This window comes from Janthinobacterium sp. SUN211, assembly GCF_030587315.1.
GTDB lineage: Bacteria > Pseudomonadota > Gammaproteobacteria > Burkholderiales > Burkholderiaceae_D > Janthinobacterium > Janthinobacterium kumbetense.
In genome coordinates, this window is the sequence record NZ_JAPWIC010000002.1 from 393,253 (window position 1) to 410,650 (window position 17,398).

A 17,398-nucleotide genomic window follows, 5' to 3' on the forward strand; every position below is an offset into this window, starting at 1 on the left:
GGCCCGCCGCCGCGCGCCTGTGGTAACGTGCGTTTCCCATCCACGCGCTTCCTCACCATGAACGTCAAATTCACCGGCCTGGCCATCGCCGCCGCTATCGCGGCAGCGCTGGCGCTCGTGTACTGGCCCGCTCCCGAGAGCGGCGCGCCGGAAGCTGCCGCCACCTCCGCCGCAGGCGCGTCGGCGGGACGCAGCCTGGAATCGTATCTGAATATCGATGCCAGCCCGGTCGCCGATGCCGCGCCGATGCCCGTCACCCTGGCGCAGCAGCTCGAACGTCTGGCGGCCAGCGGCAAGCCGGAAGACGCGTATGCGGCATATAACCTGCTCGACGATTGCATCGTCTTCCAGCAGGAAGGGCGCTTGCCGGGGATGGAATTCGAGCTGGGGCGCGAGATGACGGCGCAGGAAAAAGCCGCCCAGCAGCAGCTGTGCGCGGGCCTGACGCAGCGCCAGCGCGAGGACCGCCTCGGCTACCTGGCGACTGCCGCCAGGGCGGGCGTGCCCGGCGCGGCGACCATCTTCCTGTCGGAAGGGCCGTTCGGCGACCGCAGCGCGCTGCGCAACCGTCCCGACGATCCGCTGGTGCAGGCGTGGAAGCGGCAAGCGATCGCCCAGTTGACGGCGCAGGCGGACGAGGCGGAACTGACCAGCGTGGCTACCCTGATGATGGCCTACCTGCGCGATGGCGACGTGGTGCGCAAGGATGCGCCGCAAGCGTATGGCTACCTGCTGGCGCTGCGCCAGGTCTACGACGATATCCTCGCGCCCGGCGTCACCAATCCCTACCAGGACGAATACTGGCACTGGCTGCAGGCGGAACTGACGCCGGAGCAGCAAGCGGCCGCCAGCGCCAGGGCGCAAGCCATCGTGGCGAAATACCGCCAGCATGCGGGGCGTGCCGCGCACGGCTGACATACGCTGGGCTGTATGCTTTTTTGCAACAATTGATGTGGTTTCGCATGGCTGTGCCGGGCTATGATGGTCGTATATGTGCCCATGTGGGCAGGGTACGCCATGAGGAGCAATACACGGATGTTGAAAGCGACGAACTTGCCGATGCCACGACTGGCTGGCAACTTGGCTGCGCTGCGGGCGAGCATGGCAAAGCGCCCCATGCGGGGCGCCATGCGCCTGGGCTTGTGCGCGGGCGCCGTCAATTTTTTCATTGCCATGCTGTTGCTGTTGGCAGCCCTGGCCTTGTTCTCGCCACAGCAGCTGGGCGGCTCCGCTTCATCATCGCTGGAAGGTGCCGGTACGGTCCGGATATTCTGGACAGTCGTCGTCTGGGCGCCATTGTTCGAGACGCTCATCGGGCAGTGGCTGCCGCTTGAAGTGTTGCGCCGCTACAAGGTGCGTGCCGGCTATAGCCTGTTGGCCAGCGCGATACTGTTTTCCCTCTTGCATGTCATGGGCGGCTCCGGCATTTTGCATGCCAGCATGACTTTGATTGCCGGAGGTATCTTCGCGGCCAGCTACTTGGCGGCGCGCAGCTTGGGCCTGGCGCCCGCCTATGTGGCGGCGGCCACGGCGCATGCGTGCAGCAATGGATTAATACTGTGCGGGTCGTTCGTGTTTCCCGATTTGTTGGGATGAGCGTCGAATCAAGGCTGTTAGCCGATGACGACGCGCCGGCTGGCCGTGTTCGTCGTCGGTTGGCCGCTGGGGCCGTAGAAATTGCCGCTCTGGGCCGGGGGGCGCATGGCGTTCAGGGCGCCTTGCGTGTGCAGCATGTGCTTGTTGACGAGCAGGCTGTTCAGGCGGTTTTGCTCCTTGGCTTCGCGCGTCGTCTCGAGCAGGGCTTTCCACAGGGGCGCCGCGTCGGCTTCATTGGCGCCGACCAGCCAGTCTTCCATGCCCGCTTCGGCCGCCGTGAAACCGGCTGCCGCCAGCGCCTGGTGGCGTTGCGCCGCCAGCTGGCTCAATTGTCCTACCAGTGCCGTCTTGCGCGCCGTGAGTTCCGTGATTGCATCGATGTCAGCCGCAACCAGATGCCGCTGTTCTTCTTTCATCAATGCCAGCAATGTGGTCATGAGCTGTTGCTCGTCGCGCAGGCTGGAAAACGGAGTCACTGATTGCATGAGGGAACCTATCTATTTCGTGAGTGCAGCAAGTCCTTGACCGTGTCGAGGAGACCGTCCGCCACTTTTTCTGAGTTGACCTGGAACTGGCCGTCGGCGATCGCGAGCTTGATGCGTTCGACTTTCTTCGTGTCGAACACGGCGCCGCTGCCGGCAGTTGCACTGGCCGCTAATGCCTGTCCTTGCGGCGACAGGCGTACATTGTCCGACGTTGTCGGTGTTGCCTGGGCTTTCTCGGCATTCCGGGCGCCGGAGGTACTCGCGGGCGCCACCGGCAGGCCGGGATTGCTTTTAATGGTGTTATCGGTAATTTTCACAGCGTGATCCTCGTCTGGTCGAAGTCAAAAAACTCCGGGATATGTGTCATTATCGGCACCTTTTGCCGAAACTTTAGTGCGCCAGACCACAATATCGCTGTCCATCCGTGTTTAAAACGCCACCTCCACCAGGCCGCCAGCCCGCGCTACGCCGCTGATCTGCTGGCCGCTCTGCGTGCGTACCTGCACCGTCTGGCCATCGCCGGCGCTGCCGATGGCGCGCCCTTCTGATGCCACCTGGAAACCGTTACCACTCGAAACGACGCGCACCAGCTGGCCTTGCATGACCACCGGCTTGCGGCGCAGGGTGTCGAGGCGCATCGGTGTGCCTGGCGGCAAGGAAATATTCGTGCTGGCGCCCACGACCTGGGCCATGTCGGTGGCGATGCCTGCCGGCAATGCGGCCAGGTCGCCCTGCATCGTCACCAGCTGGCTGGCGTCGATGGCTTGTCCTTGCGCCAGCGGCACGGCGCTGGCCACGTAGTCGCCGACGACGGCCACGTTCGCTTGTAAATAAATAGTCCAGCTGGAGGGCGCCGTGCAGCGCACACCGACGGTGGTCTTGCCCCAGGCGCGCGCGCCCGGCGCCATGAACGCCTGCGGCGCGGGGCAGGCAGCCAGGTTCAGGCGCGGATCGACGGCGCCGACGGTGACCGTCACCTTGCCGGGCAAGCCGTTGCTTTGCACTTGCAGGAATTGTTCCACGCTGTTACGCAGCGCTTCCGGCGTTTGCCGGCCGGCGTTTTGCGCCTGCGCCAGCAGTGGCAGGGCGGCAAAAGCAAAGAAGAAAGCGAGCGGTGTTTTCATGGTGATAGGCCTCTGGAATAGTGCCATGATAGTGCGCGCCGCCCCGTTCGAAGCGCCGATTAAGGGGTAAAAGTACGGTCTGATCCGGCGATGGTCTTGCTGGTGGGCACCTTACTATGTTTCCTGTCATCACTAATCCGCCATCCTTCCGCCATCTCGGGCGCCAGTGGCAGATCTTTCCGGAGCCTGACATGATAGGGAAACTCGACGATTACATGCGCTTCAACGAGACGGCGCTGAGCCTGCGCTCGACGCGCCAGGAATTGCTCGCCTCGAATATCGCCAATGCCGACACGCCCAACTACAAGGCGCGCGACGTCGATTTCGCCGCCGCGCTGAAGGGGGCGATGGCGCGCAAGGATGGCGTGCCGCCGGCCCTGAAGGGCACGGCACCGCAGCATATGCCGGGCAAGGGCGTGGCCGCAGCTGCGGGCGCACCCGGTGGCGGCAAGGTCGAGACCCTGGCCGACGGCACGCCGCTGCTGTACCGCGCGCCGGCCCAGGGCGCCGTCGACGGCAATACGGTCGACATGGATCTCGAGCGCAATGCGTTTGCCGACAATGCCATCCGCTACGAGGCGGCCGTGACGTTCCTCAATTCGCAGATCAAGGGCATGCTGACGGCCATCCAGGGAGGACAATAATCATGTCGCTATTTAATATCTTCAATGTTTCCGGTTCGGCCATGAGCGCCCAGGCGCAGCGCCTGAACACGGTGGCCAGCAACCTGGCCAATGCCGACAGCGCCACCAGCGCCACGGGCGAAGCCTACCGCGCCAAGCAGGTGGTGTTCGAAGCCGTGCCCATGGCCAACGGCGCCACGGCCGTCAAGGTGCAGAAGGTGATCGAAGACCCGTCGCCGATGAAGCTGGTCTACGACCCGAAGAACCCGCTGGCCGACGAGAAGGGCTACGTCACCATGCCCAACGTGAATACGGTCGACGAAATGGTCAACATGCTGTCGGCTTCGCGCTCGTACCAGACCAACGTGGAAACCATGAACGCGGCCAAGTCGCTGCTCCTGAAAACCCTCACCCTCGGCCAGTAAGGCTGACTGATCATTATGGCAATCATCGATACGAACACCTCCAAAGTCACCGACCTGATGGCGACGATGAATCCGAAGAAGACGACGGCCGAGGCAGGCAGTGTCGAAGCGGAAACGAACAAATTCCTCACCCTGCTGGTTACCCAGCTGAAAAACCAGGATCCGATGAATCCGCTGGACAATGCACAGCTGACCAGCCAGCTGGCCCAGCTGTCGACGGTGACGGGCGTCAACAAGCTCAATACCACCGTGGAAAGCTTGAAAGCGAGCTACCAGCAAGCCGAATCGATGCAGGCGGCCAACATCATCGGCCATGGCGTCTTGACGGCGGGCAAGGACATCAACCTGAGCAAGAGCGCCGCGCTGCTGGGCGTGGACCTGGCCACGGCCGCCGACAAGGTCAAGGTCGTCATCTACAAGGATGGCAAGGAAGTCCATTCCATCGACCTGGGCGCCCAGCCGGCGGGCACCTTGCCGCTGGGCTGGAACGGTTCCACCGCCGACCTCGACAAGGATGGCAAGCCGGTCGTGCTGGCCGACGGCGCCTACACCTTCGCCGTGGAAGCGACGCGCGGCGGCACCAAGCTCAAGGATGCAACGGCGCTGATGTTCGGTTCGGTCGCCAGCGTGTCGACGGGCGCCAATGGCGTGAAATTGAATGTGCCGGGCGTGGGCAGCATCACCATGGCCGACGTGAAACAGATTTTGTAAGCCGCTTCCCCTTAGCGTGACCCTCTACCCCTAATTTCTACCAGGAGAACACAATGTCTTTCCAACAAGGCCTGAGCGGCTTGAATGGCGCCGCCAAATCGCTGGACGTCATCGGCAACAACATCGCCAACTCGTCGACCGTGGGTTTCAAGCAGTCGCAGGCCCAGTTCGCCGACATTTATGCCAATTCGCTGTATGGCGTGGGCGGCAACCAGGCGGGGATCGGCGTGTCGGTCTCGCAAATCGCCCAGCAATTTAACCAGGGTAACCTGGAAACGTCGCAAAATCCCCTCGACATCGCCATCAATGGCGGCGGTTTCTTCCGTACCAGCGTGAATGGCGCCATCCAGTATTCGCGCAATGGCCAGTTCCAGGTCGACAAGAGCGGTTTCATCGTCAACGCCCAGCTGGCGCAGCTGACCGGCTATCCGGCCGACGTCAACGGCAAGATCGTCGCCGGCGCCGTCGTGCCCCTGCAGATCGACCAGTCGGACATGAAGCCCCAGGCAACGACCAAGGTCGACACGCAAGTCAACCTCAATTCGAACACGGCCATGCCGACCACGGTGCCGTTCAAGTCGACGGACGACACCTCCTACCACAAGCAGTTCCCCGTCGAAGTCTTCGATTCGCTGGGCAATTCCCACAACATGGCGAATTTCTATGTCAAGACGGGCACCAACACCTGGGATGTCTACTCGGCCATTGACGGCACGGAAGTGACCAGCATGAAAGTCGCGGCCGCCCTGCAGACGGACCCAGCCTCGCTGGCCGCGCGCGCCGCCTACCAGGCCGCCGCCACGGCCGTGCCGCTGGTGCCGGCCAACGTGACGGCCGCCGCCGTCGCCTATGGCAATGCGGTCGGTGCCGCCGTCTCGGCCGCCGCCGCCGCCGCGGGCGCCACGCCGGCGCAACTGGCCGCCATCGCCGCCACCTACGGCAGCGCAGTGCCGAACGGCGTCAACTCGAGCCGCACGCCCGACCAGATCGACGAGGCCATCCGCAACGTGACCGTGGTGCCGGCCGTAAAGACAGGTTCTCTGGTCTTCAACACGGTCGGCAGCCTGGACCGGGCCGCCATGCTGGCCCTGACGCCGCCGCAAACCTTGCCCGTTACCGTCAACCTGCCGATCTTCCCGGCCACGGGCGCGAATGCGACCCTGTCGGTCCAGGTCGATTTCACCAGGTCGACCCAGCTGGGCACCACCACGGCGGAAAAGAAAACGGAAGCGGACGGCTACAAGGCGGGCCAGCTGAGCCAATTCATCGTCGGTGACGACGGCGTCATCCAGGGCCAGTACAACAATGGCAAGACGCGCGCCCTGGGCCAAGTGGTGTTGAGCAACTTTACCAACCCGAACGGCCTGGAACCGCTGGGCAACAACGCCTGGGTGGAAAGCTCGGCCTCGGGCAAGCCCATCACGGGCGAGCCGAAGACTGGCACCCTGGGCAACTTGCGCGCCTCGGCGGTGGAAGTGTCGAACGTCGACCTGACGGCGGAGCTGGTCAACATGATCACGGCCCAGCGCGCTTACCAGGCGAATGCGCAGACCATCAAGACGCAGGATTCCGTCCTGCAAACCTTAGTCAACCTGCGTTAAGAGTAAGGGGAGCGGTTCTTTCGGACTGCTCCCGGCTTTCGTTTTGCACGGAGAAAACACATGGACCGTCTCATCTACACCGCCGGCTCGGGCGCCAAGCACATCCTCGACAAGCAGGCGACCACGGCGAACAACCTGGCGAACGCCACCAGCACGGGTTTCCGTGCCCAGCTCGACTCGTTCCGCGCCGTGCCCGTGGTGGCCGACGGCATGATGCCGACGCGCGCCTTCGTCGTCGATTCGACGGTCGGTTCCGATTTCACGCAAGGTCCTATGCAGCACACGGGCCGCGCGCTCGACGTGGCCGTGGAAAACGGCGGCTGGATCGCGGTGCAGTCGGCCGACGGTTCCGAAGCCTATACGCGCAACGGCGCCCTGAAGCTCAATGAAAACGGCATGCTGCAAACGCAGGGCGGGCTGATGGTGCAGGGCGACACGGGCCCCATGGCGATTCCGCCCGGCGTGACGGTGGCCATCGCCAGCGACGGCACGGTGGGCACGATTTCCACGGACGTGCCGCCCGGCCCCTCGACGGTGCTGGGGCGCATCAAGCTGGTCAACCCGCCCGAGCAGCAACTGGTGCGCGGCGACGACGGTCTGTTCCGCCTGAAGGATGGCACGGTGGCGCAGGCCGACCAGGCCGTCAAGCTGACCACCGGTGCGCTGGAAGGCAGCAATGTCAGTCCCGTCGACTCGATGGTCAGCATGATCGCCCTGGCGCGCCAGTTCGAAACGCAAATGAGCTTGTTGAAGAATGCCGAGAATAACGCGGCGAAAGCCACCCAGATCCTCGCTTTGAATTGATGGGGGCCACCGCATAATGGTCGCATAGAAATAGTCTACAGGGCTGGTTAGCGCTGTTATTGGAGAAATATCATGATTCGTTCCCTTTGGATTGCCAAGACCGGCCTGGAAGCGCAGCAAACGCAGATGGACGTGATCGCCAATAACCTGGCCAACGTCAGCACCACGGGCTTCAAGAAGTCGCGCGCCGTGTTTGAAGACTTGCTGTATCAAAATGTGCGCCAGCCGGGCGCGCAATCGTCGCAGCAGACCCAGCTGCCATCGGGCTTGCAGATCGGCACGGGCGTACGCACCGTGGCGACCGAACGCATCCATACGCAGGGCAATCCCCAGGCCTCGGGCAATTCGCGCGACGTGATGGTCAACGGTACCGGTTTCTTTCAGGTGCTGATGCCGGACGGCGCTACCGCCTACACGCGCGACGGTTCGTTCCAGACGGACGCCAACGGCCAGCTCGTCACCTCGGAAGGCTTCGTCATCCAGCCCGCCATCACCGTGCCGACCAATGCGCTGAGCCTGACCGTGGCGCGCGACGGCACCGTGTCCGTCACCTTGCCCGACACTGTTGCGCCATCGCAAATCGGCTCGTTGCAACTGACCACTTTCGTCAACCCCGCCGGCCTGGAATCGAAGGGCGAAAACCTGTACATGGAAACGGGCGCCTCCGGCGTGGCGCAAACCAACACCCCGGGCACGAACGGCGCCGGCGTGCTGATGCAGGGCTATATCGAGACGTCGAACGTCAACGTGGCAGAGGAAATGGTCAACATGATCCAGACGCAGCGCGCCTACGAGATCAACAGCAAGGCCATCACCACATCCGATCAAATGCTGCAGAAATTGTCGCAACTTTAATTTTCATAGTCGTCATGCCATCCGCCGCCGGATGGCAGCGGAGGTTCGCCATGCAATACCCCATCATCGCTTTGTTCTCTGCAGTCCTGCTGTCCGGCTGCGCCATCACGCCTACGTCCATCGTGCAATATCCCACCACCACGCGCGCGCCGATGCCGGAACCCGTGGTCGTCAACAACGGTTCCATCTACCAGCCGTCGACCTACCGTCCCGCCTTCGAAGACCGCCGCGCGCGCCACGTGGGCGACACGATGACGATCGCCATCACCGAGCGCACGAATGCCGTCAAGGCGGGCGCCAGTTCCGGCAACAAGTCCGGCAGCGTGGGCTTTTCCACGCCCGGCTTCGCCCAGGGCCGTTTCGGCGGCACCGTGGCGGCGAATGGCGCGACGAAATTTGCCGATGGCGACAACCAGTCCGCCAGCAACACGTTTTCCGGCACCATCGGCGTGACGGTGATCGAGGTATTGCCAAACGGAAACTTGATCGTCGCCGGCGAAAAACAGATTGCCATGAACAAGGGCACGGAATTCATCCGCTTCTCGGGCATGGTCAATCCGGACACCATCGGCACGGGCAATGTCGTGCCCTCGACCCAGGTGGCCGAAGCGCGCGTCGAATACCGCACCAACAGCCAGATCGACCGCGCCGAAATGGCCTCGATGGCGTCGCGCTTCTTCCTCAGCCTGTTGCCGTTCTGATCATGGCAACGTCGACCTTTCCCCGCTTTCTCGCCATTTTCGGCCTGGCCATTTCCCTGCTGGCGCCCGTGGCGCAAGCCGAACGCATCAAGGACCTGGCCAGCATCGCCGGCGTGCGCCAGAATCAGCTGATGGGCTATGGCCTCGTCGTCGGCCTCGACGGCAGCGGCGACCAGACCACGCAAACCCCGTTCACCATCCAGAGCGTGGCGGCGATGCTGCAGCAGCAGGGCATCAACTTGCCGCAAGGCACTAGTTTGCAGCTGAAAAACGTGGCCGCCGTGATGGTGACGACGGCCTTGCCCGCGTTTGCCCAGCCGGGCCAGTTGCTCGACGTGACGGTGTCGTCGATGGGCAATGCGAAAAGCTTGCGCGGCGGCACTTTATTGATGACGCCGCTGAAGGGCGCCGATGGCCAGGTGTACGGCATGGCGCAAGGCAACGTGCTGGTGGGCGGCGTGGGCGCGCAGGCGGCCGGCAGTTCCGTCGTCATCAATCACCTGAGCGTGGGACGCATCTCGGGCGGCGCGACCGTCGAGCGCACCGTGCCTTCGGCGCTGGGCGCCAACAACACTATCCGCCTGGAATTGAACGCCACCGATTTCGCCACCGCCAGCCGCGTGGTCGACGCCATCAACAGCCGCTACGGCGCCGGCACGGCCGCCGCGCTCGACGGCCGCGTGATCCAGGTGCAGTCGCCGAGCGGCAGCGACCAGCGCGTGTCCTTTTTGGGCCAGCTGGAAAGCATCGAAGTCAACCCGGCCCGCCTGGCGGCCAAGGTCATCATGAATGCGCGCACCGGTTCCGTCGTGATGAACCAGTCCGTGACTCTGGAAACGTGCGCCATTTCGCACGGCAACCTGTCCGTCACCATCAATGTCGAGCCGCAAGTGAGCCAGCCGGCCCCCTTGTCGGGCGGGCGCACGGTGGTCACGCAGACGGCGCAGATCGATATCAAGAAGGAACCGGGCAAGGTCATGCTGGTCAAGGGCGGCGCCTCGCTGTCCGACGTGGTCAAGGCCCTCAACGCCATCGGCGCCTCGCCGCAAGACTTGCTGGCCATCCTGCAGGCGATGAAGGCGGCCGGTTCGCTGCGCGCCGAACTTGAAATCATTTGATGGGCACGCCATGATCAGTCAAACCGACCTCAGCAATACCGCCGCCTATGACGTCAAGGGCATGGATGGCTTGCGCCAGTCCGCCAAGGCGAAGGACCCCGCCGCCCTGAAAGAGGCGGCCACGCAATTCGAAGCCATGTTCATCAACATGATGATGAAAAGCATGCGCGAAGCCACGCCGCAGGACGGCATCATGGATAGCCAGCAAAGCAAGATGTACACCTCGATGCTGGACCAGCAGACGAGCCAGAACCTGGCCAAGCGGGGCACGGGCCTGGCGGATGTGCTGATCCGCCAATTGTCGTCGTCGAACCAGGCGCTGGCCGCCGATGGCGCCGAAGCGCCGTCGCCCCGTTCCTCGAGCATGGCGCAGGCGCTGGCCGCCTTCCGCCAGCAGCAGGGCGCCCTCGCCGAGGGGAGCGGCAGCGCCGCCGCCAGCGGCAAGACCCTGAGCGACAAGGCCAACGCCACGCAGGCGCCGCACGTGCGCGCCTTCCAGGAAAAGCTGGGCGTGCATGCGGAAGAAGCCAGCCGCGCCACGGGCATCCCGGCCAAGTTCATGCTGGGCCAGGCGGCGCTGGAAACGGGCTGGGGCAAGCGCGAAATCATCAGCCGCGACGGTAGCAGCAGCCACAACCTGTTCGGCATCAAGGCTTCCAGCGACTGGAAGGGCAAGGTCACGGAAGCCGTCACCACGGAATACGTGAATGGCAAGGCGCAGCGCAAGGTGGAAAAATTCCGCGCCTATGACAGCTATGCCGACAGCTTCAAGGATTATGCGCAGTTGATTACCAACAACAAACGCTACGAAAAAGTCCTGGCCAGCGCGGGCGACGCCAGCACCTTCGCCCAGGGCTTGCAGAAAGCCGGTTATGCGACGGACCCGAATTACGCTGCCAAATTGACAAAAATCATTAAAAATTCTCTGGTCGGCTGACGCCCCGCCTTGCCCCCGTGCAAGCCGCGCGCTTCAAGTTTTCGCCGCGGCTGCCGTAAATACATTTGACGGTAACCAATAAGACACCATGACTTCGAATCTACTCAGCATCGGTAAGAGCGGTTTGCTTGCAGCGCAGGTGGGCCTGTCGACGACCGGGCATAACATCACCAATGCCAACGTGGACGGTTACAACCGCCAGGTGGTGCTGCAGCAGACGGCGCAGTTCAACAATGCCGGTTATGGCTTTGTTGGCAATGGTACCGAGGTATCGCAAGTCAAGCGCCAGTACGACGGTTTCATGGCGGCCCAGGTGAATGCCGCGCAGTCGGCCACCAGTTCGCTCGACGCGTATTACACGCAGATCACCCAGATCGACAATATGCTGGCGGACCCGACGGCCGGGCTGTCGCCGGCGATGGCCGATTTCTTCAAGGGCGTGCAGGATTTCAGCTCGAATCCCTCGTCCGTCTCGTCGCGCCAGGCATTGTTGTCGAGCGCAAACTCGCTGACGGCCCGTTTCCAGGGCCTCAGCGCGCGCCTGACGGAGATCGGCGACGGCGTCAATTCGCAGATCACGTCGAACGTCAAGGTGATCAATTCCTACGCCAAGCAGATCGCGGAACTGAATACCTCGATTACCAACCTGACCGTGAATGAAAGCAATCAGCCCAACGATTTGCTGGACCAGCGCGACCAGTTGATCACGGAACTGAACAAATACGTCAAGGCAACTGTTCAGCCTGGCGCCGGCAACTCGATTACCGTTTCGATCGGCTCGGGCCAGCCGCTGGTGGTGGGCGACAAGAACTTTGAACTGGCCACCACACCGTCGCCGACGGACCCGAACCGCCTGGACATCGGCTATGTGACGGGCTCGAGCGTCAGCAAACTGTCGGAAAGCTCCCTCAGCGGCGGTGCGCTGGGCGGCTTGCTGGAATTCCGCAGCGGCAGCCTGGACCGCATCCAGAATTCGCTGGGCAAGGTCGCCATCGCACTGGCGTCCACCTTCAATGAGCAGCACAAGCTGGGCCAGGACTTGAATGGCGACATGGGGACCGACTTCTTCAAGTTGCCCGATCCCGTCATCGGCGCCGACTACCGCAACAATGCGACCAGCACGACCGTTCTGTCGGCCAAGGTCAGCGATCCGACCAAGCTGACGGCCAGCGATTATGCCGTCAAGTATGACGGCTCCAATTATGTGGTGACGCGCCAGAGCGACGGCGCGAAAACGACCATCAACCCGTATCCGCAAACCGTGCCGCAAACCATCGACGGCGTGGATTTCTCGATCTCGGGCGCGGCCGCCGAAGGCGACAACTTCATGGTCAGGCCGACGGCGCACGGCGCTTCCGACCTGGCCGTGGCGATTACCGACCGCAACAAGCTGGCCGCCGGCGCGCCCATCGTCACGGCTGCGCCCGTCAGCAACACGGGTAGCGGCAAGCTGGGCGCAGGTAGCGTGGACAAGGCGTATTTGACGCCAGGCAACGCCTTGACGGGCCCCGTCACCTTGACGTACGACAAGGCGACCACTTCGCTGTCGGGTTTCCCCGCGGGCCAGGCCGTGACCGTGAAAGGCTTGAATGGCGCCACCACCACGTATCCGGCCGGGACGGCGAACATCCCGTACACGGAAGGCGACAGCTTCAGCTTTGGCGGCATCAACGTCAACATGACGGGGGCGCCCGCGCAGGGCGATAAGTTCACCATCGGGCCGAACTCGGGCGGCGTGGGCGACAACCGCAATGCCTCCCTGCTGGCGGGCTTGCAGACGAAAAACATTCTCGACGGCGGCAAGGCCACGTTCCAGGGTTCGTACGCGGAAACCGTCAGTTTTGTCGGCAACAAGACGCGCGAAGTACAGGTCAGCGGCTTGGCCAGTCTTGCGTTGTTGCAACAAACCAGCACGCAGCAGCAAGCCGTCTCCGGCGTCAACCTCGATGAAGAGGCGGCCAATCTGCTGCGCTACCAGCAAGCCTACCAGGCTTGCGGCAAGGTCATGCAGATCGCCAGCACCCTGTTCGACGTGGTCATCGGCCTCGGACGTTAATTATTCAAGCGGCGGCGCTTAGCGCCCCGCCGCTATCAGGAAGGGCAGCATCATGCGCATCAGTACCAAAATGATCTATGACGCGGGCAGCACGCAGCTGAACAACCTGCAGGGCGCGTTGAACCGTAGTCAGATGCAGCTGTCGGCGAATCGCCGCAACCTGACGCCGGCCGACGACCCGATCGCCTCGGCGCGCGCGCTGGAAGTGACGCAGTCGCAAACGATCAACACGCAATTCGTGACGAACCGCTCGAACGCCAAGAATTTCCTCTCGCAGGAAGAGCTGGCCCTGGCCAGCACCACCTCGCTGCTCGCCGACGTGCAGGAACTGGTGCTCAAAGCCGGTAATCCGGCCTTGAAGGATGTCGACCGCCAGAGCCTGGCCACGGAACTGCAGGGCCGTTTGACGGACCTGCTGGGCATCGCCAACACGTCCGACAACGCGGGCGGCTACCTGTTCGGCGGCTACAAGTCGACGACGCAACCGTTCAGCCAGACGCCGGGCGGCGCCACCTACGCAGGTGACCAGGGGCAGCGCGAACTGCAAGTGGGCTCGGCCCGCTACCTGGCCACCAGCGATTCGGGCGCGGCCGTGTTCGAGAATAATTTGACGGGCAACGGCAAGTTCACCACGGCGGCCGATCCGGGCAACTTCACGCGCGGCGGCGCCGGCATCATTTCCGGCGGCACCGTCACCGATCCCACCAAGTTGACGGGGCACAAGTACTCGATCGATTTCCAGGTGACGGGCACGGGCACCGCCGCCGTCACGACCTATACCGTGACGGACGTGACCCTGGGCCAGACCATCCCGAATCCGGCCGTGCCGGTGGCCTACAAGTCGGGCGATGCCATCAACTTTGACGGCCAGCAAGTCAATGTCGCGGGCAAGCCGGCCGACCTGGACAAATTCACCCTGGAGCCCAGCAGCAAGGAATCGATCTTTAGCACGATTACCAACCTGATCGGTGTGCTGGGCCAGCCGGCCTCGGGCGACGCGGGACAGGCGCGCCTGACGGCCGGTCTGAACGCGGCGCACGACATCCTCGATACGGCTTACGACAACGTGCTGTCGGTGCGCGCGGAAGTCGGTTCGCGCCTGAAGGAACTTGACACGCTCGACAGCGCCGGCGACGACCTCGACCTGCAATATGCGAGCACCCTGTCGGGCTTGCAGGACCTGGACATGGTGAAGGCGATTTCCCTGTTCAGCCAGCAACAGATCACCCTGCAGGCGGCGCAGAAGTCGTTTACCTCGATCTCGGGCCTGTCGCTGTTCAATTACATCAGCTAAGCGGCCCGCATCGGATAACCGGCAAGCCGGGGCAGGGAGGACATCTCCCGCCCCGGCTTTTTTACGTCCGCAAGATGGCCGTTCTGGCAAGATATACAGGCAAACTGTGCAGTCTATCTGCATATCTGCTATAGTGGAGGCCGTTGATCCACTACATGACTGCCATGACCACCCCGCAAGAAGACCACGAACAAGTTCTGCAACTGGCCGGCGAATTGCGCATCCTGGTCGGCAAGCTGCGCCGCCGCCTGCGCGAAGAGGCGCACCTGGGCGATGTCAGCATGTCGCAGGCATCCGTGCTCAGCCGTCTTGAACGCGACGGCCCCGCCACGGCCAGCAGCCTGGCGCGCGCCGAAGGCATGCGGCCCCAGTCGATGGCCGCCACCGTGCTGGCGCTGACCGAGGCGCGGATGGTGACGGGGTCGCCCGACCCGGCAGACGGACGCCAGACGATATTGACCCTGACGGACAGCTGCCGCGTCTGGATCGCGGCCAGCCGTGCCGCGCGCGAAGACTGGCTGGCGCGCACCATCGAAACCCGGCTCACGCCGGACGAAGTCACCGAACTGAACCGTGCGGTGGCATTACTCAAACGCTTGGCGGAGTGATCCGCTGAATTTTCCACCACGACCCCGGCAAGGAGCCCGCACGCCCAGATGAACAACACATTCCGTTCGCTACGCATACCCAATTACCGTATCTGGGCCGGCGGCGCTCTCGTGTCGAATATCGGCACCTGGATGCAGCGCACGGCGCAGGATTGGCTGGTGCTGAGCGAATTGACGCAGCACAATGCCAGCGCCGTCGGCATCGTCATGGCCTTGCAATTCGGCCCGCAACTGCTGTTGCTGCCCCTGACGGGCATGGCGGCCGACTTGCTCGACCGCAGGAAATTGCTGCTGTGTACGCAGGCGGCCATGGGCTTGCTGGCGCTGGGCCTGGGCTTGCTGTGCATCAGCGGCCTCGTGCAACTGTGGCACGTGTATGTGTTTGCTTTCCTGCTGGGCTGCGTGACGGCCTTCGATGCGCCCGTGCGCCAGACGTTCGTGGCCGAAATCGTCGGCGAGGAAGACTTGACGAATGCCGTGGCGCTCAATTCCACCTCGTTCAATGCGGCGCGCATGCTGGGCCCGGCCGTGGCCGGCTTGCTGATCAGCAGCGTCGGCAGCGGCTGGGTCTTCATCATCAACGCCGTCTCGTTTGCGGCCGTGATCGGTTCGCTGTTGCTGCTGCGCGTGGAATTGCTGCGCCGCGCGCCGCGCCTGAAGGCCACGCGGGCCAGTCTGGGCGAGGGTTTCCGCTACGTGCGCCAGCGGCCCGACCTGATGGCCATTTTGCTGATGCTGTTCCTGATCGGTACCTTCGGCCTGAATTTCCCCATCTTCCTGTCGACCATGTCCGTGACGGCCTTCCATGCGGGCGCCGGCCAGTATGGCGTGCTCAGTTCCGTGATGGCTTGCGGCTCCGTGGCCGGCGCCCTGCTGGCGGCCGGGCGCGGCCAGCCTACGCTGGCCTTGCTGCTGGGCGCCGCTGCGCTGTTCGGCCTGGCCAGCGCGCTGGCAGCCGTGATGCCCAATTATTGGCTGTTCGGCATGATGCTGGTAGTCATCGGCATCGCCGCGCAAACCTTTACCACCAGCGTCAACAGCAGCGTGCAACTGTCGACGGCGCCCGCCATGCGGGGCCGGGTGATGGCCATCGTGCTGGCCATCTCGGCGGGCGGCACGCCGCTGGGCGCGCCCATCGTGGGCTGGGTGGCCGACACCTTCGGCCCGCGCTGGGCGCTGGGCATAGCCGCCTTGTCGGGCCTGGCGGCGGCGCTGGTCGGCGTGCGCTACCTGGTTAAGCATCACCAGTTGCGCCTGAACGTCGACGTGCGGCGCTGGCGCGCGGCGCTGAGCAGCGACCCGCGGTGAGTCAGCGTGCCGGCGCGGCCGGCGCCGGAGGGCGCAAGGGATTCGGCGGCGCGGGCGGCGGCGGCCGGTCGCGCGTGGCAAAGCCGCGCGGCAGCAGGCGCGCCGTTTCTATGCCGCGCAGGAACATGTTCTGGAAGGGCGTGGCCAGGTAGGGCAGGACCATGCTGATCACCAGCAAGCCCACGCCCAGGGTGACGGGAAAACCGATACCGAAGATGTTCAGCTGCGGCGCGGCCCGCGTCAAGATGCCCAGGGCTACGTTGGTCAGCAGCAGGGCGGCGATGATGGGCAGCGAAATTTGCAGGCCGGAACGGAAAATTTCCCCACCCCACGCCGCCAATTGCTGGAAGCCGCCGCCGCTGATGGGGCTCGATGAAATCGGCAGGCTGACAAAGCTTTCCGCCAGGGCCGCCAGCAAGACCAGGTGGCCGTTGACGGTCAAAAACATCAAGGTGGCCAGCATGACGAGGAACTGGCTGATGGCGGAAGACCTGCCCTTGGTTTGCGGGTCGAAGAACGAGGCGAAGCCCAGGCCCATGGTGAGACTGCTGATCTCGCCGGCCATTTCGATGGCGGAAAACACGATGCGGATGGAAAAGCCCATGGCCAGGCCCACCAGCATCTCCTGCGTGAGGATCAATAAACCGGGCAAGGACATTGGGTTGACGGCCGGCAAGGCCGGCACGGTGGGGGCGATGATCATGGCCAGCAGGGCGCCCAGGCTCACCTTGACGGTGGCCGGCACGGCCGCGTTGCCGAACAGGGGGGCGGCCGCGATCAGGCCGAGGATGCGGCTAAGCGGCCACAGCAGTGCTGCGATCCAGGTATTGAGTTCGATGCTGGACAGGGTCAGCATGGCAACAAGCGCGGCACTAGCCCACCAGGTTCGGGATGCCCGTGAAGACCTGGCGCATGTAGTCGAGCATGACGGACAGCATCCAGGGGCCCGCCACGACGAGGGCGACGAAAATGCCGACCAGCTTAGGGATGAAGGACAGGGTCGCCTCGTTGATCTGCGTTGCCGCCTGGAAAATACTCACGATCAAGCCGATGATAAGGGCGACGAGCAGCATGGGCGCGGCCACCATGAGGGTGATTTCCATCGCATGGCGGCCCAGGGTCATGACGCTTTCGGGTGTCATCGTATTTCCC

The 17,398-nt window shown here is 63.7% G+C and carries 20 protein-coding genes; 15 read left to right on the forward strand and 5 right to left on the reverse strand.

From position 1 onward, the window contains the following. The first annotated feature begins 27 nt into the window (after positions 1-27). Both O3301_RS07435 and O3301_RS07440 read left to right on the forward strand, forming a co-directional pair. On the forward strand, positions 28-915 hold the full coding sequence (locus O3301_RS07435) for a hypothetical protein (protein WP_305056015.1): 888 nt from the start codon (positions 28-30) through the stop codon (positions 913-915). 186 nt (positions 916-1,101) lie between these two features. Beyond that, positions 1,102-1,596, forward strand: coding sequence for a type II CAAX prenyl endopeptidase Rce1 family protein (locus O3301_RS07440; RefSeq protein ID WP_305056016.1), 495 nt, complete (start codon positions 1,102-1,104; stop codon positions 1,594-1,596). Between the two features lie 17 nt (positions 1,597-1,613). On the opposite strand, the gene O3301_RS07445 is transcribed toward O3301_RS07440, so the two are convergent. From O3301_RS07445 to flgA, 3 genes are all read right to left on the reverse strand, one after another. Beyond that, positions 1,614-2,081: a flagella synthesis protein FlgN gene (locus tag O3301_RS07445; protein WP_099666853.1), complete on the reverse strand. Its 468-nt coding sequence runs from the start codon at positions 2,079-2,081 to the stop codon at positions 1,614-1,616. 8 nt (positions 2,082-2,089) lie between these two features. After that, a complete protein-coding gene (gene flgM, locus O3301_RS07450) occupies positions 2,090-2,398 on the reverse strand; it encodes a flagellar biosynthesis anti-sigma factor FlgM (RefSeq protein WP_034787161.1) in 309 nt (102 codons plus the stop codon). Between the two features lie 111 nt (positions 2,399-2,509). Further along, entirely contained in the window at positions 2,510-3,205 is a 696-nt protein-coding gene (flgA, locus tag O3301_RS07455) for a flagellar basal body P-ring formation chaperone FlgA (RefSeq protein WP_099666854.1), read from the reverse strand. A 191-nt stretch (positions 3,206-3,396) separates the two neighbouring features. On the opposite strand from flgA, the gene flgB reads away from it, so the two are divergent. From flgB to O3301_RS07520, 13 genes are all read left to right on the forward strand, one after another. Next, the gene (flgB, locus tag O3301_RS07460; protein WP_099666855.1) at positions 3,397-3,849 is read left to right on the forward strand and encodes a flagellar basal body rod protein FlgB; all 453 of its coding nucleotides are present in this window, start codon (positions 3,397-3,399) and stop codon (positions 3,847-3,849) included. 2 nt (positions 3,850-3,851) lie between these two features. Beyond that, positions 3,852-4,253, forward strand: a complete 402-nt coding sequence (gene flgC, locus O3301_RS07465; protein ID WP_071075845.1) for a flagellar basal body rod protein FlgC — start codon at positions 3,852-3,854, stop codon at positions 4,251-4,253. A 15-nt stretch (positions 4,254-4,268) separates the two neighbouring features. After that, a complete protein-coding gene (locus O3301_RS07470; protein ID WP_099666856.1) occupies positions 4,269-4,964 on the forward strand; it encodes a flagellar hook assembly protein FlgD in 696 nt (231 codons plus the stop codon). Between the two features lie 53 nt (positions 4,965-5,017). After that, complete coding sequence (locus O3301_RS07475) at positions 5,018-6,565, forward strand: flagellar hook protein FlgE (RefSeq protein ID WP_099666857.1); 1,548 nt, start codon at positions 5,018-5,020, stop codon at positions 6,563-6,565. A 60-nt stretch (positions 6,566-6,625) separates the two neighbouring features. Beyond that, on the forward strand, positions 6,626-7,369 hold the full coding sequence (locus tag O3301_RS07480; RefSeq protein WP_070253727.1) for a flagellar basal body rod protein FlgF: 744 nt from the start codon (positions 6,626-6,628) through the stop codon (positions 7,367-7,369). A gap of 72 nt (positions 7,370-7,441) precedes the next feature. Then, the gene (gene flgG, locus O3301_RS07485; RefSeq protein WP_034754070.1) at positions 7,442-8,224 is read left to right on the forward strand and encodes a flagellar basal-body rod protein FlgG; all 783 of its coding nucleotides are present in this window, start codon (positions 7,442-7,444) and stop codon (positions 8,222-8,224) included. Between the two features lie 50 nt (positions 8,225-8,274). Continuing rightward, entirely contained in the window at positions 8,275-8,925 is a 651-nt protein-coding gene (locus tag O3301_RS07490) for a flagellar basal body L-ring protein FlgH (protein ID WP_099377950.1), read from the forward strand. Between the two features lie 2 nt (positions 8,926-8,927). Next, positions 8,928-10,043 carry a flagellar basal body P-ring protein FlgI gene (locus O3301_RS07495; protein WP_099666858.1) on the forward strand — a complete coding sequence of 372 codons (1,116 nt, stop codon included), beginning with the start codon at positions 8,928-8,930 and terminating at the stop codon, positions 10,041-10,043. A gap of 10 nt (positions 10,044-10,053) precedes the next feature. Then, positions 10,054-10,980: a flagellar assembly peptidoglycan hydrolase FlgJ gene (gene flgJ, locus O3301_RS07500; protein WP_289911195.1), complete on the forward strand. Its 927-nt coding sequence runs from the start codon at positions 10,054-10,056 to the stop codon at positions 10,978-10,980. Positions 10,981-11,068: 88 nt separating this feature from the next. Then, on the forward strand, positions 11,069-13,036 hold the full coding sequence (gene flgK / locus O3301_RS07505) for a flagellar hook-associated protein FlgK (protein WP_099666860.1): 1,968 nt from the start codon (positions 11,069-11,071) through the stop codon (positions 13,034-13,036). Between the two features lie 52 nt (positions 13,037-13,088). Beyond that, entirely contained in the window at positions 13,089-14,330 is a 1,242-nt protein-coding gene (flgL, locus tag O3301_RS07510; protein ID WP_180278709.1) for a flagellar hook-associated protein FlgL, read from the forward strand. Between the two features lie 155 nt (positions 14,331-14,485). Continuing rightward, positions 14,486-14,938 (forward strand): MarR family winged helix-turn-helix transcriptional regulator, encoded by a 453-nt coding sequence (locus O3301_RS07515; RefSeq protein ID WP_369812178.1) that lies wholly within the window; start codon positions 14,486-14,488, stop codon positions 14,936-14,938. Between the two features lie 48 nt (positions 14,939-14,986). Then, complete coding sequence (locus O3301_RS07520) at positions 14,987-16,246, forward strand: MFS transporter (RefSeq protein ID WP_305056018.1); 1,260 nt, start codon at positions 14,987-14,989, stop codon at positions 16,244-16,246. Position 16,247: 1 nt separating this feature from the next. Here the strand turns inward: O3301_RS07520 and fliR are convergent, their stop codons facing one another. Next, positions 16,248-17,102 carry a flagellar biosynthetic protein FliR gene (gene fliR / locus O3301_RS07525; RefSeq protein ID WP_289903910.1) on the reverse strand — a complete coding sequence of 285 codons (855 nt, stop codon included), beginning with the start codon at positions 17,100-17,102 and terminating at the stop codon, positions 16,248-16,250. A 16-nt stretch (positions 17,103-17,118) separates the two neighbouring features. Then, positions 17,119-17,388, reverse strand: a complete 270-nt coding sequence (fliQ, locus tag O3301_RS07530; RefSeq protein ID WP_035821365.1) for a flagellar biosynthesis protein FliQ — start codon at positions 17,386-17,388, stop codon at positions 17,119-17,121. Positions 17,389-17,398: the final 10 nt, after the last annotated feature.

What these genes read in the sequence shown, in the direction of transcription:
- flgK (WP_099666860.1), top strand. Translation starts at nt 11,069, where the DNA reads ATGACTTCGAATCTACTCAGCATCGGTAAGAGCGGTTTGCTTGCAGCG.
- O3301_RS07440 (WP_305056016.1), top strand. Translation starts at nt 1,102, where the DNA reads ATGGCAAAGCGCCCCATGCGGGGCGCCATGCGCCTGGGCTTGTGCGCG.
- flgL (WP_180278709.1), top strand. Translation starts at nt 13,089, where the DNA reads ATGCGCATCAGTACCAAAATGATCTATGACGCGGGCAGCACGCAGCTG.
- flgJ (WP_289911195.1), top strand. Translation starts at nt 10,054, where the DNA reads ATGATCAGTCAAACCGACCTCAGCAATACCGCCGCCTATGACGTCAAG.
- O3301_RS07480 (WP_070253727.1), top strand. Translation starts at nt 6,626, where the DNA reads ATGGACCGTCTCATCTACACCGCCGGCTCGGGCGCCAAGCACATCCTC.
- fliR (WP_289903910.1), bottom strand. Translation starts at nt 17,102, where the DNA reads ATGCTGACCCTGTCCAGCATCGAACTCAATACCTGGATCGCAGCACTG.
- O3301_RS07470 (WP_099666856.1), top strand. Translation starts at nt 4,269, where the DNA reads ATGGCAATCATCGATACGAACACCTCCAAAGTCACCGACCTGATGGCG.
- flgG (WP_034754070.1), top strand. Translation starts at nt 7,442, where the DNA reads ATGATTCGTTCCCTTTGGATTGCCAAGACCGGCCTGGAAGCGCAGCAA.
- O3301_RS07490 (WP_099377950.1), top strand. Translation starts at nt 8,275, where the DNA reads ATGCAATACCCCATCATCGCTTTGTTCTCTGCAGTCCTGCTGTCCGGC.
- flgB (WP_099666855.1), top strand. Translation starts at nt 3,397, where the DNA reads ATGATAGGGAAACTCGACGATTACATGCGCTTCAACGAGACGGCGCTG.
- flgA (WP_099666854.1), bottom strand. Translation starts at nt 3,205, where the DNA reads ATGAAAACACCGCTCGCTTTCTTCTTTGCTTTTGCCGCCCTGCCACTG.
- O3301_RS07445 (WP_099666853.1), bottom strand. Translation starts at nt 2,081, where the DNA reads ATGCAATCAGTGACTCCGTTTTCCAGCCTGCGCGACGAGCAACAGCTC.
- O3301_RS07520 (WP_305056018.1), top strand. Translation starts at nt 14,987, where the DNA reads ATGAACAACACATTCCGTTCGCTACGCATACCCAATTACCGTATCTGG.
- flgC (WP_071075845.1), top strand. Translation starts at nt 3,852, where the DNA reads ATGTCGCTATTTAATATCTTCAATGTTTCCGGTTCGGCCATGAGCGCC.
- fliQ (WP_035821365.1), bottom strand. Translation starts at nt 17,388, where the DNA reads ATGACACCCGAAAGCGTCATGACCCTGGGCCGCCATGCGATGGAAATC.
- O3301_RS07495 (WP_099666858.1), top strand. Translation starts at nt 8,928, where the DNA reads ATGGCAACGTCGACCTTTCCCCGCTTTCTCGCCATTTTCGGCCTGGCC.
- O3301_RS07475 (WP_099666857.1), top strand. Translation starts at nt 5,018, where the DNA reads ATGTCTTTCCAACAAGGCCTGAGCGGCTTGAATGGCGCCGCCAAATCG.
- O3301_RS07515 (WP_369812178.1), top strand. Translation starts at nt 14,486, where the DNA reads ATGACTGCCATGACCACCCCGCAAGAAGACCACGAACAAGTTCTGCAA.